At 63.9% G+C, this 13,940-nt stretch carries 10 protein-coding genes and 1 pseudogene; 4 read left to right on the top strand and 7 right to left on the bottom strand.

Features of this window, described 5'->3' with window-relative positions:
• Nucleotides 1-83 precede the first annotated feature (83 nt).
• Nucleotides 84-1,019: a helix-turn-helix domain-containing GNAT family N-acetyltransferase gene (locus A9K68_RS22035; RefSeq protein WP_065012396.1), complete on the top strand. Its 936-nt coding sequence runs from the start codon at nucleotides 84-86 to the stop codon at nucleotides 1,017-1,019.
• Between the two features lie 251 nt (nucleotides 1,020-1,270).
• Here the strand turns inward: A9K68_RS22035 and A9K68_RS22030 are convergent, their stop codons facing one another.
• Nucleotides 1,271-2,104 (bottom strand): AraC family transcriptional regulator, encoded by an 834-nt coding sequence (locus A9K68_RS22030; RefSeq protein ID WP_065012397.1) that lies wholly within the window; start codon nucleotides 2,102-2,104, stop codon nucleotides 1,271-1,273.
• A gap of 153 nt (nucleotides 2,105-2,257) precedes the next feature.
• On the opposite strand from A9K68_RS22030, the gene A9K68_RS22025 reads away from it, so the two are divergent.
• A complete protein-coding gene (locus tag A9K68_RS22025) occupies nucleotides 2,258-3,844 on the top strand; it encodes a winged helix-turn-helix domain-containing protein (RefSeq protein ID WP_246811209.1) in 1,587 nt (528 codons plus the stop codon).
• On the opposite strand, the gene A9K68_RS22020 is transcribed toward A9K68_RS22025, so the two are convergent.
• The 5 genes from A9K68_RS22020 to A9K68_RS22000 form a co-directional block, all read right to left on the bottom strand.
• Entirely contained in the window at nucleotides 3,820-4,149 is a 330-nt protein-coding gene (locus tag A9K68_RS22020) for a hypothetical protein (protein WP_065012398.1), read from the bottom strand. The genes A9K68_RS22025 and A9K68_RS22020 overlap by 25 nt on opposite strands.
• 28 nt (nucleotides 4,150-4,177) lie before the next feature.
• Complete coding sequence (locus A9K68_RS22015) at nucleotides 4,178-4,588, bottom strand: hypothetical protein (RefSeq protein ID WP_065012399.1); 411 nt, start codon at nucleotides 4,586-4,588, stop codon at nucleotides 4,178-4,180.
• Nucleotides 4,589-4,661: 73 nt separating this feature from the next.
• A complete protein-coding gene (locus A9K68_RS22010; protein WP_065012400.1) occupies nucleotides 4,662-7,763 on the bottom strand; it encodes an efflux RND transporter permease subunit in 3,102 nt (1,033 codons plus the stop codon).
• A gap of 121 nt (nucleotides 7,764-7,884) precedes the next feature.
• Complete coding sequence (locus A9K68_RS22005; protein ID WP_156768605.1) at nucleotides 7,885-9,459, bottom strand: FAD-dependent monooxygenase; 1,575 nt, start codon at nucleotides 9,457-9,459, stop codon at nucleotides 7,885-7,887.
• A complete protein-coding gene (locus tag A9K68_RS22000) occupies nucleotides 9,456-10,589 on the bottom strand; it encodes an efflux RND transporter periplasmic adaptor subunit (RefSeq protein WP_065012401.1) in 1,134 nt (377 codons plus the stop codon). Before A9K68_RS22000 ends, A9K68_RS22005 begins: the two co-directional genes overlap by 4 nt.
• A 254-nt stretch (nucleotides 10,590-10,843) precedes the next feature.
• Here A9K68_RS22000 and A9K68_RS21995 point away from each other — a divergent pair.
• Nucleotides 10,844-11,563 (top strand): annotated as a pseudogene (locus A9K68_RS21995) (HlyD family secretion protein); the annotation flags it as partial.
• A 180-nt stretch (nucleotides 11,564-11,743) separates the two neighbouring features.
• Here the strand turns inward: A9K68_RS21995 and A9K68_RS21990 are convergent.
• Nucleotides 11,744-12,259: a CAP domain-containing protein gene (locus tag A9K68_RS21990; protein WP_065012403.1), complete on the bottom strand. Its 516-nt coding sequence runs from the start codon at nucleotides 12,257-12,259 to the stop codon at nucleotides 11,744-11,746.
• A gap of 443 nt (nucleotides 12,260-12,702) precedes the next feature.
• Between A9K68_RS21990 and A9K68_RS21985 the strand changes: the two genes are divergently transcribed.
• Nucleotides 12,703-13,782, top strand: coding sequence for a mechanosensitive ion channel family protein (locus A9K68_RS21985; RefSeq protein WP_065009871.1), 1,080 nt, complete (start codon nucleotides 12,703-12,705; stop codon nucleotides 13,780-13,782).
• Nucleotides 13,783-13,940 lie beyond the last annotated feature (158 nt).

The following is a 13,940-nucleotide window of genomic DNA, read 5'->3' as shown; positions in this document are numbered from 1 at the left end:
ACCGGACAATGCGGATGACCTGCTTCAAACAAATACTTGACTAAGTCAAGTAAGTGGTTGATCTTGTGCGGCAGGAGGATGCCATGACGATTCATCATCAACCCGGCAAGGAGCGGATCGATGCGGTGCGGGGCTTCAACCGCTTCTACACCCGCCAGATCGGCCTGCTCGACGAAGGGCTGCTGAAAAGCGCCTTCTCGCTGACCGAGGCTCGTGTGCTCTATGAGCTGGCCCATCGCGATGGCCTGACCGCCACCGATCTTGCGCGCGATCTCGGTCTCGACCCCGGCTACCTCAGCCGGTTGCTGAAAAAGTTCGAGGAGCGCGGCCTGGTCGAGCGCGCCGCGACGCAAGCCGATGCGCGGCGCTCGTCGATAGCGCTGACGCCGGCGGGGAGGGTGGCCTTCGCGCCGCTGAACCAGGGTTCGCACGACCAGGTCGCGGCCTTGCTCGACCGGCTTCCCGCTCAAGAACAGGACAGGCTGGTCAAGGCCATGCAGACGGTGCAGCGCCTGCTGGGCGAGAGTGCAGAGCCCAAGGTCCCCTACATGCTGCGGCCTTTGCAGGTCGGCGACATCGGCTGGATCATCCATCGCCAGGGCCTGCTCTACGCGCAGGAGTATGGCTGGGACGAAACCTATGAGGCGCTGGTCGCCGAAATCCTCGGCGCCTTCGTCAAATGCTTCGATCCGAAATGGGAACGCAGCTGGATCGCCGAGCGGGAGGGCGAAGTCGTCGGCTCGGTCTTTGTCGTGCGCCAGTCGGACGCGGTGGCGAAGCTGCGCCTGCTCTATGTCGAACCCTCGGCGCGCGGTCTCGGCATCGGCAGGCGGCTGGTCGAGGAATGCATCGGCTTTGCCCGGGCGAAGGGATACAAGACGTTGACGCTGTGGACCAATGACGTGCTCACCTCAGCGCGCCGCATCTACGAGGCGGCCGGTTTCAAATTGGCCGACGAGGAGCGTCACCACGCCTTCGGCAAGGATCTGGTCGGCCAGAACTGGAACCTGGAGCTGTAGCAGCGCTTCCCTTCTCCCTTGTGGGAGAAGGTGGATCGGCGCGCAGCGCCGAGACGGAAGAGGGGTGTTGGACGGAGTGCTGTCGCGGCCAAGCTGGAGCACCCCTCATCCGACCGAGCGGAGCCTGTCCTCGGGCTTGCCGAAGGCAAGACCCGTGGGCTCGGCCACCTTCTCCCACAAGGGGAGAAGGCAAGACAAGGCGCAGCCGGCTTCGACACTAGTCACCAACACAAGTGAAAACTGGCCCTTCCTCACCCCTTGACCGGTATCCAGACTTCCAGCCCGCCATTGCCGCTGCGCGGATCGAATTCGGGGCCGTAGCGCTCGAATTCGGGCGCATCGGCGACCTCGTGCCCGGAGGCCGGCAGCCATTTGTTCCAGATCGTATTGACCGTGCGGCGGATGGTCGAGATGTGGTCACGATGGGCGAACACGGCGTATTTCTGCGCCGGCACGCGCACGCGCGAAAACTCCCTCGGCAAGTCCGAAAAATCGGACACCTCGACGCCGGCGATATAGTCGAAATTGCCTGCATCGTCGCCGTTGACGCAGGCGCCATAGGCGACGTCGCCGACCTCGCCAGGAATGTTGCCGATATAGGGGCCGAACCTTTGCCACTGCATCGGGATGGCGGCGCTGGTTTCGCAACTGTAGCGTTCGCCGAGACCGGCGATGAGAAACGGCCGGCTGGTCTCAAAACGCGGCGGCTCGAGGTTGGTGAGGAAGGACTGGTCCATCAGGATCGGCTCCATGAGATCGAGGTTGTCGAGCGAGCCTTGCGCGCGCACCAGTTCCGGCGTGGTGCCGAACTGGTCGCGGAAGGCGCGGGTGAAGGCCTCATGCGAGGCGTAGCCGGCGTCGAGCGCGACCGAGAGGATGTCGGGTGCGCCGGCGGCGAGTTTGCGCGCCGCCTCGGTAAGCCGGCGACAACGCAAATAGCCCATCACCGAACGGCCGGTCGCCGCACCGAAAGCCCGCGTCACGTGAAAACGCGACACGCCGCTGCTCTTGGCGACATCGTCGAGCGAGATGGCTTCCGGCAAATGGCTTTCCACGAACCACAGCGCTTTTTCGGTCGGGTTCATATCGCTCCTCGCATTGGCAGTCCTGGTATCCGACATGCCCTCATTGGCACGGCCTCGCAGTTGGCACGAGGATGGTGCCGTCTCGTGGCATCGCCAGTTTGATCGAAATTGCGCCCCGCGCAAATTCCTGCTCGCCCTAACACGGCTCTTGACGTGACGCGCATACGGTATGTCAATGCGCTCGTCAGGGAGGGCATCCCAGTGGCGATCGCGACTTCCGATCAGATCTTTCGATTTGGCGGATTCACTCTGGATCTGGCTAAGGGGACACTGCGCGGCCCCGATGAGCCGCTATTCCTTCGTCCCAAAGCCTATACCCTGCTGACACATCTCGCCCGCAACATGGGCCGCATCGTGCCGAAATCAGAGCTGATGGAAGTTGCTTGGCCCGGCATTTTCGTCACCGAGGATTCGTTGACGCAATCGATCCGCGAGATCCGCAAGGCGATCGGCGAGGATATGGTTCGCACCGTCTCCAAACGCGGCTACATGCTGGCGGCCGAAGCCGAGCAATCGCCAGAGATCGGCGCTCAACCGATTGTGGCGGTGCTGCGCTTCCGCAATGAGAGCGGCGATCCGGCGGACGAGGCGATTGTCGATGGCTTCGCCGAGGACATCATCAACGGGCTGGCACGCTTCGGAACGGTCACCGTCCTGGCGCGCAATTCGAGCTTTTCCTTCGCCTCTTTCGCGCGCACCGAGTGGCCGCAGATTCGTTCGCGCATCGGCGCGGACTTCCTCGTCGAAGGCTCGGTGCGCCGTCAGGGCGAACAGGTGGTGGCGGCCGTAAATCTGGTCGATACCGCGAGCGCCAGCCAGCTCTGGGGCGACCGCTACCAGTCGCGCGGTGCCGGCCTGTTCGCGATCGAGCGCGAGATCGTCGAGCAGATCGTCAGCCGGCTGGCCACGCGGGTCACCAATGCCGGCCTGGAGCAGGCTTCGCGCAAGCCTATCACCAGCCTCGCTGCCTATGAGCTGGCGCTGCGTGGCTTCGCGCTCTTGCGCGATCCTGCCCAGACCGACCAGCGAGGCGCCGAGGCGTTGTTCGAGGCAGCCATCGCCAAGGATCCGACCTATGGTCTGGCCTACACCTACCTCGCTTTGGCTCGCGCCTTGGATGGAGAATTCGGGCGTGCCAGCGACGCGGTGCTGGAAAACGCCCGCGATCTTGCCGACAAGGGTCTTTCGCTGTCACCGGATCAGGCGACGGGCCATCGGGTGCAGTCGCTGGTGCGGCTCTATATGCGCGACCATGAGGCGGCCGAACACCACATGCGGATCGCACTGCAGCTCAATCCTTATGATGCCGACAGCATCGAGCAGATGGGCATGCTGCTCACCATGCGCGGGCGCCCGCTCGATGCGATGACCTGGCTGGCGCGGGGTATACGCATCGACCCCTTGCACCCGCACTGGTATCAGTTCGATCGCGCGCTGGCGCTTTACATGATGGGCGAGTATCGGCAGGCAGCAGATGCGCTTGAACTTGCCACGCGCCCGGCGCCGTGGATCCGCACGCGGCTCGCCGCCTGCTACGCCCAGATGGGCGACATGGAGCGGGCGAGACGGCAGATCGCCCTGATTGACGAGGGCGATCCCTTTTCGCCGGTCGACTATGCAAAGCGCGGCGTCCCCTTCGAGAACCAGGCCGACGCGGACCATCTCGCCGAAGGCGTCATGCTTGCCCTCGGACAGCAGGCTGCGCCCGGCGCCGGTCAATCGACGACAACGACGATATAGCGACCCTGATAGGCCCGATAGTAGGTGCCGCCACAACGCCAGACGGCGAAGCCGTTGACCTTGGTGCGCACGCAGCCGGCCGGCAAGGCCGGAACCCAGGCTGTGGTATGCCGGAGCACGCGCCATTTCGTGCGCCGCTGGACCCCTGCCGCGCTGCGCGGCGTCCAGGGCTGGCCGACACGGGCCTCGGCCTGGCTGACCAGCGACAGCGCCGGCACGGTGCTGCCGATGATCTCTATGGCCGCCAGGCCGATTGCAGCCGCCGTGGCGATCGCTCCGATTTTCTTGGCGGATTTCGTAGGCATGTCTCTCTCCCTGATGTTTGATGCAAGTCTAACGGGATGGCGCGGCCAGCCGGGCAGCGCCCGCCAGTGCCCCGAGGTGGGCAACCACGAACAGCCAATGTGCCGCGGTTGTGACGTAGCCGACGACGAGCACGTCTGCGGCGATGAAGAACTGCCAGAACAGAAGGTTTGCCGTTCCGAGCAGTGCATGGACGGTCGCCAGGAAGGCATGCCAGTTCACGGAATAGGCGATGCGCCACATGGTCAGCCCGATGATCAGGGCCAGGCCGTGCGCCTCGATGAAGCCGATGCCGGCACCCGGCGCGTCTGCGAGCAGCGCGGCCTCGGCGCCGCGTCCGAAGAAGGAGCCGGCAACGTCGGTGATCAGGCCGCCTGCCGATGCGAGGATCAGGAAGCCGGCATTGACGCGGATGAGGATGTTTCCGAAAGCGGGAGTCATGTTCGTTCCTTTCAGTTTGAATGTTGCAGGGCGTCCACGGCGGTTCTTCCGCCGTGCTGTTTGCCGGGCCGCGTCAGGCGGCCAGCGGCTGCGGTTCGGCGATCGCCTCGATGGGCTCGGCTGCCGGGATGGCTTCCGCCGGTGCCTTGATGCCGAACCAGGCGACATAGAGGGTCGGCAGGAAGATCAGCGTCAGCACCGTCGCCACCAGCAGGCCACCCATCACCGCATAGGCCATCGGACCCCAGAACACCGTTGGCGCAATCGGGATCATGCCGAGGATGGCCGCCGCCGCCGTCAACAGGATCGGCCGCAGCCGGTGGGCGGTGGCGCTGATCACCGCCGCCCATGGCTCTTCGCCGGAGGCGATGTGCTGGTCGATCTGCGTAATCAGGATGACCGAGTTGCGGATGACCATGCCGATCAGCGACATCACGCCGAGAATGGCGACGAAGCCCATGGGTGCGCCTGACAAGAGCAGCGCGCCGGCGACGCCAATCAGCGCCAGCGGAGCGGTGAGCAGCACCAGCACCAGGCGCTGGAAGCTCATCAGCTGGATCATCAGCACCGTCGCCATGATGAACAGCATCAGCGGGAAGACCACGAAGATGCTGGCCTGCGCCTTGGCGCTGTCCTCGATCACGCCGCCCTGTTCGACGCTGTAGCGGGCCGGCAGCTCTGCCTTGAAGGCGGCGATCGCGCTGTCGAGCTTGCGTACCACGGAGGTTGGCGCGATGCCCGGAACGACGTCGGCCTGGACCGTCACCGTCGGCACGCGGCCGCGGCGCCAGATCAGCGGCGGCTCGGTCTGGTAGGAGAGCGTCGCGACCTGGTCGAGCGGCACGCGGCGTCCGCCCGACGCGCTGATCGTCAGCGTGCGCAGCGTGTCGATGTCGGCGCGTTCCGACTGTACGGCTCGGGCCACGATGTCGACGAGATAGGTGTCATCGCGCATCTGCGTGATCTTCGACCCCGACAGGATCGAGTTGATCGTGTCGGAGAGCTGCTGCGATGAGATGCCAAGTGCGCGCGCCCTGTCCTGGTCGACCTCGACCTTGATGACCTTGGCCGGCTCGTTCCAGTCGTAGTTGATGTTGCGCACGGCGGCATCGCTGCCCAGCACCTGCGCAAATTGCTGCGCCAGCGCGCGCGTCCTGTCCGGGTCCGGGCCGCTGACGCGGAACTTCAGCGGCCAGCCGACCGGCGGTCCGAGCTCGAGCGGTGTGACGCGCGTCATGACGTCGTCGAAGCCGACGCTGAGCGACTTTTCGAGCCGATCGATCACGGCCTGGCGCACGGCGTGACCCTTGGTCACGACCACCGCCTGGGCAAAGAAGTCGTTGGCGAGCTGGGCGTCAAGCGGCAGGTAGAAGCGCACCGCGCCCTGGCCGACATAGAAGCTCCAATGGTCGATGTCTGGATCGGCCGCGAGCAGCTTTTCGACACGCGCCACAACCTCGCCGGTCGCCTTGATCGACGCCGTCTGCGGCAAAGTGAGGTCGACCATGACTTCCGGCCGGTCGGATTTCGGGAAGAACTCCTGCCCGACAAAGCCCATGGCTACGACCGACAGCGCGAACAGCCCGGCGGTCGCCGACAGCACGAGCCACTTCGCCCGCATCGCCATTTCGAGCATCGCCCGGAAGCCGCGTGACAGGCGCGACGGCCGGTGACCGTCATCGCCCTTGATGCGCTCGGGCAAAAGAGCGACGCCGGTCAGCGGCGTGAACAGGACCGCCACGATCCAGGAGACGACCAGCGCGATGCCGACCACCGCGAACAGCGAGAAGCAATATTCGCCGGCGCCGCTCTTGGCGAAGCCGACCGGCACGAAGCCGGCGATCGTCACCAGCGTTCCCGTCAGCATCGGAAAAGCGGTCGACGTGTAGGCGTAGGTGGCGGCCGAGATCTTGTCGTAGCCTTCCTCCATCTTCGAGATCATCATCTCGACCGCGATCATCGCATCGTCGACCAACAGGCCGAGCGCGATGATCAACGCGCCGAGCGAGATGCGCTGCAGCGAGATGTCGAAATACTCCATGGTGACGAAGGTGATGGCGAGCACCAATGGGATCGCGACCGCCACCACGATGCCCGGCCGCCAGCCAAGCGCCAGGAAGCTCACCGCGAGCACGATGGCGATGGCTTCGCCGAGGCTCTTGGTGAACTCGCCGACGGATTCCTCCACCACATGCGACTGGTCGGCGACCAGGCCGAGTTCGACGCCGAGCGGCAGCTCGGCCGCCATCTCGTGCACCTTCTCCTTGACGTTTTCGCCGAGCGCCAGCGCGTCGCCGCCCGAGGTCATCGAGACCGCGATGCCGAGAGCCGGCTTGCCGTTGAAGCGGAACATCGGCTGCGGCGGATCGGAATAGGCGCGCTTGACCTCGGCGACGTCGCCCAGCCTGAAGTAATGGCCGTTGGCGTAGAAGTTGATCGCCTTCAGGCTCTCCTCGGAGGTGAAGCTGCCGGAGACGCGGATGGCGATGCGCTCGGGGCCGGCATCGACCGTGCCGCTCGGGGTCAGCGCGTTCTGCGCCTCCAGCGCCTGCGACAGCGTGCCGACGTCGAGCCCGAGTGCGGCGACCTTCTGCGTCGAGAATTCGAGATAGATCTTCTCGTCCTGCTGGCCGATCAGGTCGACCTTGGCGACGTCGGGCACCGTCAGCAGCCCGGCGCGCAGGCTGCTGGCCAGGTCCTTCAGCTCGCGATGGCTGATGCCGTCGGCGGTGAGCGCGTAGATCAGTGAATAGGGGTCGCCGAACTCGTCATTGTAGAAGGGACCCTGGACGCCGGACGGCATCATCGGCTTGATGTCATCGAGCTTCTTGCGCACCTGGTACCAGAGCGGCTGCACCTCGTCCGCGGCGACCGTGTCCTTCAGGTTGACGAAAACGACGGATTCGCCGGGCTTGGTATAGCTCTTGACGTAGTCGAGCTTGGGAAGCTCCTCGAGCTTCTTCTCGATGCGATCGGTGATCTGCTTGACCGTGTCGCTGGTCGTGGCGCCAGGCCACAAGGTCTTGACCACCATAGTCTTGATGGTGAACGGCGGATCCTCCTCGCGGCCGAGGCCGGTATAGGCGAACATGCCGGCGAGCGCTGCCGCGATCATCAGGTAGATGACGAAGCTCTTGTGGCGCAGTGCCCAGTCGGAAAGATTGAAGCTGGTCATGATGCAACTCCTGTTTCTTTGCGCGCGCTTGTCCGGCGCGCGGCCGGCCTGCGCCGGCTGACGTTTCCTAATGATTGGAGCTTTGGGGCGGTGCCGGCCTTCAGGCCGGTGCCAGCGGCATTCAGGCCAGGCTGTGCATGGTGCCTGAGATCCGGTACGGCGCGCGCTCGGCCAGCCTTGGCCTGATGGCGAGCCCGGCGAGGTAACGCTGGAACGCGGCCGCCTCCTGGACCGTCGAGGCCAGCGCGACGTGACCGTCGGGCCTCACCAGATAAGCGCCGTTGCGGTGGAGCCCCCTGGCTTCCGCGGCGTCTGACCAGGCAAAGACGTGGACGGGTATGCCGGTCGAGGCGAGCATGGCCCTGAACTCGGCATTGGCCTCGCCATAGACATGCACCTGCCAGTCCAACGAACGCAGCGGCTCGAAATTGTCCCCGCTGGCAGAGGCGACATAGGGCAGGCGATCGCCGCCCTGGATACGCCCGGCGCTGCCCGAACTGATCGGACCGGCGTGGTACTCGATCGCGGTCTGCGAAATCAGGCCGAAAAAGCGGCGTGAGCCGAACGACGTGTGCAGCAGGAAATTCAGTACCCTCGGCATCACATAGCGACGGAACAGTCCGACCAGGCGCGAGCGGCTGGTGACGAAACGAAACACCCTGTCTGTGCTCTCGATCAGCTTGTGGGCAAAGGCGATGCGTTCCGGCTCGTAGCTGTCGAGCAGGCGCTGGTCGGCGCGGCCCTGCATGACGGCGGCGAGTTTCCAGGCGAGATTGACCGCATCGCCCATGCCGGTGTTCATGCCCTGGCCGCCGGCCGGGCTGTGGATGTGGCCGGCGTCGCCGCAGAGGAACACGCGGCCGATGCGGAAACGTTCGGCGACGCGGTGATGGACGCGGTAGGTCGAGAACCAGTTGACCTCGTCCACCGTGATGCCGGTGTCGCGCTCGACCTCGGCGCGGATCGCCTCGAAGGTGATGGTCTCGTCGGCCTCATGCGCCTTCGGCACAATGCCGATCAGGCGCAGCGAACCCGACTGCCTGACCGGCATGACGATGGCGAAGCCGTAAGTACTGATGGTGGTGTCCATGCCATTGGGGGTCACCGCGCCGCGGCCTCTGACGTCGGCGACGTAAAACGCCTGTTCGTAGGTACCGCCGGGGAAGCCGATATTCAGCCCATGCCGCACAGCGCTGCGGGCGCCATCGCTACCGACGAGATAGGCGGCGCTGACAGTCTCGTCCTTGCCGTTCTTGTGCAAGGTGGCGACGACCGAATTGCCATTGTCCTCGAAGGCGACAAGCTCCGTATTGTGCTCGACCTCGACGCCGGCGCGCTGCAGATGCTTGATCAGCACGCGCTCGTGAATGTCCTGCGGCAGCGCGAAGGCGAAGGAGTAAGGGCTGATGCCGCGGCCGAAGTCGGAAAGCGGCAGCCTGGCGGCGACGCCGGCCGGCGTGTGCAGCGTCAGTCGCTCCAGCTTCACTCCCGCCGACAGAATATCGTCGACGATGCCGATCTGCCGGTGGAACTCCAGCGTGCGGGCCTGGACGGCCAGCGCACGCGAGGTTTCGCCCGGACCCGCGGCCTTGTCGAAGATGCGGACCGGGACGCCGAGGCGGGTCAGCCACAGCGCCAGCGTCAGGCCGGTTGGGCCGGCGCCGGCGATGAGGATCTTTGTCTGAGACACGCTCATTTTGCTTCTCCTTCAATGGTGCGGACTTTTTCATGCTCACGCAAGCGGTTGACACCGGCGGTGACGACGATGTCGCCTTCGACAAGGCCGTCGCTGACGACGACGCGGTCGGTCTCGTATCGTTTGACGGTGACGGGCTTCAGCTCCACCGCCGACGAGGCGGTGATGACCCAGACGGCCGGCTTGCCCTCCTTGTCGAAAAGCGCGCTGCCGGGCAGAACGACGACCGGTTTGCCCGTAGCATCGACGCGGCCGGCGACGCTTGAGCCGAAGCGCATTTCGCGGGGCGCATTCTGCAATGTGACCTTGACCTGGAAGGTGCGGGTCGCGGCATCCGCCACCGGCGAGATTTCGCGTATGGTTCCCGCCGTGGCGATTGCCGGATTGCTCAGCAGCGATACCCTGACCTCCGGCGGCCGCGCGCCATGCGGCGCGTTCGAGAGGACGGCTTCCGCAATCGAGAAGACGGCGTCGCGAGCCTCGGGGTCGGCGACGCGAATGACCATCTGCCCGACATTGACGGACTGGCCGGCTTCAGCGCCGGTCGCGGTGACGATGCCGTCGAAATCCGCATGCAGTTCGGTGTAGCCGAGCTGATCCCCGGCCATCTCGAAGGCGATGTTCGCCGATTGCAGCTTGGCTTGCGCCGAGCGCAAATTCTTCAGCGTCGCATCGTAATTGGCGCGCGTCGTGAAGCCTTTGGCAAGCAGCGCTCCGAGGCGGGCTTCGGCGGCACGCGCCTCGACCAGCACGGCCTGCGCCGCCGCGACATCGGCCTCGGCGCTGCGCAAGCGGTTGCGATAATCCTGGTCCTCGATGCGGGCGAGCACTTCGCCTTTCCTGACCATCTGGCCTACTGCTGCCATGCGCTGCACGAGCTTGCCGGACAAGCGGAAGCCGAGATCGCTTTCGCGCTGCGGGCGGATCTCGCCGATGGCGAGGCGGCTATCCGCCTGCGGTGCCGGCTTCACCGTCACGGCCTTGACCAGCTTCGCTTCCGGCACATCCGGCTTTGCGCTCGCGGCCTCGCCCTTGGCAGCGTACCAGGTGACGGCGGCGGCGCAGGCGAGCGCTGCGATCGACACGCCGACGAGGCCACGTTTCAACCTGCTGTTGGATGCGGCAGTCATGTTGTCTCCTATCCATGTTGCGGCCGGCGCGCGCCGGAACGGGCGCGACAGCCGGCAATGATCCTTAACTGGAGACGGGGCCGGGCGCCTTGGCGCGAAAACATAGGTCAATTGGCCCGTTCACCAGCACGCTTTCATTCGGCTTTTCGGGCGCTGAAATCCCGATCGGATTCTGAAAATTTTCCGATGTTTTGGCGACCGGCCTCTTCCATGCTGGCCCTTTGAAAGGTCCTCGAATGGGGCGCCCGGGGAAAACCAGAACACTGGTAGCGTAGGAGAACTCCGACGCCAGCCAGGTCGACTATGCGCAGTCGCATATGACCGGGCCGCCGACCTTGCCCGCAAGGGCATTAACGCCAAATCGTCGCTGGAGGAGGCCAGGAACGATCTCGACAGGCCAAGCAGCAACTGGCCGCGGCCGAGCAGGGCATCCTCAGCGGCAGGGCTGCGCTTGACGGCAATCCCGATATCGAGACCGACAAGCATCGACCGTGATGGCGGCGCTTGCCGCAGGCGACAAGGCTGCCTACGATTTGGGGCAGACCACGGTCAGGGCGCCGGCCGCCGGCATCATCAGCCAGGCTGCCTCGTTCAAGGCCAGTATGTCGGCTCGGGTACGCCGCTGTTTTCGCTGGTCGAGACCGGCAACACCCGGATCGATGCCAATTTCAAAGAAATCCAGCTCACCAATATGAAGCCCGGCCAGAAGGCTGAAATCGTGGTCGACACCTGTCCGGGTAAGACGTTCGAAGCCACGGTCAAGGCGATTGGCGCCGGCACGGGGGCCGAGTTCTCGCTGTTGCCCGCCCAAAACGCCACCGGCAACTGGGGTCAAGGTCGCCTGCAACTGGCCGATGCCGACGCCAAGATGGAGCTGCGCACCGGCATGAGTGCGACCGTCACCGGTGGACACCGGCGTTTCCCGCGGGCTTCCGAGCATCTTCGGCCACGCCACGGCGGGTGAGGCGCAATAGACCACCTCGGTCCATCGGCTGATGAAGCCTGAGACTACGTCAATGACTTCAAGCTGCTGACGATCATAAGGCTGCTTGCCATCCCGTTTGTTTTCCTGCTGCGCAAGCCAAAGGCTGGTTCGACCGCCGGTCCCGCCGCGCATATGGGCTGACGGCTTGTCAACTTGCCGGTCACACCTCCTATCTGCCCAGAACAAGGCTCCAGTAGCGCAGCGAGCTGTCGCGGCCGTCCCGCACATAGGCCAGACCGAAGCGGGTGAAGCGCGGGTCGAGCATGTTGCGGCGGTGGCCGGCCGAATGCATCCAGATGTCGAACAGCTTCTGCTGATCGAAACGGCCCTCGGCGATGTTTTCGGCGGCAGCACCGCTAATGCCGTTGCCCTTGACGCGCGAGGCGAATCCCTTGCCCCAGCCTGTGGTATGGGTCATGCGGCCGCCGCGCGCCATATAGCCGGACTGCTGCAGGGCTGCCTGTTCGAGGTGAGGGTCGGGGAGAAGCGGCCCGAGGCCGGCTGAGGCACGGATGCCCGCCAGTGTGCCGACGGCGGAGGCGGAGACCCCGGCGCCTTCGCCGGTGGGCAGCACAGTGGCGCAGGCAGCGAGCCCGGCCAGTGCAGCAAGGCCGGCAGCTCTAAATAGCATTCGCCTGTTAAAGTTTGATCGGGCATCGGAATTTTCGATTTTGGCAACGGTCATGCCCGACTGACATAGCGGTGATCATGGCTTTTGCCGGGCCGGCGCTCAAAAAACTCGCTCACTGGCCCTTAGCCGTCCGCGAACCCTGCTGACTGCACGCTATGGCGCGGTATTCTCCAAGATAGTCACCCAACCACCGCCGATAGCCGCATTGCTCTCGACAAGAGCACTCCCGCCGCAGACCGCTAGCCGGCAGACACTTGGCCAAACTCAGCTTAATTTCGGATCGGGCTATAAGGCATTTGCCGAATATGGCGGCGCCGTCGCATCTTTCTGCTTGCCGCCCTATTTCATTAAGGACGGGGCCGCCGGAATGAAGGCCAGCTTTCGGGGACCGGCAAGGAACCGGTCAGCGACTGACATTGCGTCGTTGCCGGAATGCCGCCGTCGAGGAACGAGAAGGCACTGGCTGGGTGTTGATGGCCACATCGGGAGGTGAACCCATGGAACCGCGCGCCAAGGAACAGGAGAACCTTTCCCGACTCGAACGGGCCGCGCAACAGACTGCTGATCCAGAAACTTTGGAACAGAAGGCGAAAAAGCCCGAGGAAAAATTCCGCTTCAGCCTTCGCAAGCAAGATGTCTGGTGGACGGTTGGTTTCGCTGCCGCCGCCTTGCTGCTTTTTGGCATCCAAGTCCTGATCAATTGGCGCTTAGAATGGCTTGATGCGTCTTTGCGCGTTCGCGTGCTGAACTACGTCAGGGGCGGCCTTCTCATTTTCGTTATGCTGACCGTTGCCAATGTTATCGAAGTCTTTCTCATTGGCCGAATTCCCAATCGTGTTTCGCGTTTCAACCTGCAACGTATTTTTCGATTGGTCGTCGTCGTCGCCATCGTCTTCGTGGCCATTTCGGTCTTATTTGTGAACTGGTACGCTGCGGTTGTTTCACTCGGCCTGATTTCACTGATTCTCGGCTTTGCGCTGCAAATGCCGATCTCCAGTTTCATCGCCTGGATTTATATTCTGGCCAGGGCGCCTTATCGCGTTGGCGACCGCATTCGCATCGGCGATGCCCATGGCGATGTCATTGATGTCAGCTATCTCGACACGACGTTATGGGAATTCGGCGGCGAACATCTTTGGACCGATCATCCAAGCGGACGCGTCATCAAGTTTCCGAACTCCACCGTGTTTGACACGCCGGTCTTCAACTATTCCTGGCCGCTGTTTCCCTATGTTTGGAACGAAATCAAGTTCCAGCTCGCTTATGAAAGCGATCTGGAATTCGTAGCGAAAACCATGAGAGAGGTCGTTGACGAGCAGATCGGCGACATCATGAGCCAGAAGGTGAAGGTCTATAAGCACATCCTGTCACAAACGCCGGTGGACGAACTCGAAGTGAAGGAGCATCCCGTGGTTCATTTTCGCGTCAGTGAAAACACCTGGCTCGAGGCCATCGTGCGTTACCTCGTGCCGCCGAAGGAAGCGGGGCGCACCAAAACACGCTTGATCAAGGAAATGCTGGCGCGAATGAATGCAAAACCCGATCGCGTGCTGTTTCCGAAGAGCAATTTGAGGTGAACTTCCTCACGCCCCGCCCGCGTCGCGGCAGGCAAGCCCGGATGACCGACTATATGGGCTCCGTTGATCGGGCTCGTGCATGGATGTATCGCGGGGACAATTCGTTGATCCTGTGTCTGCAGGGCAATAGTGCGAGCTGGCGGGGCTTTGATGCATGA

Origin of the sequence: Mesorhizobium sp. AA22, from assembly GCF_001672375.2 — a bacterium.
GTDB classification, from domain to species: Bacteria; Pseudomonadota; Alphaproteobacteria; order Rhizobiales; family Rhizobiaceae; genus Mesorhizobium; species Mesorhizobium wenxiniae.
This window is presented reverse-complemented; position numbering and strand designations above follow the sequence as displayed.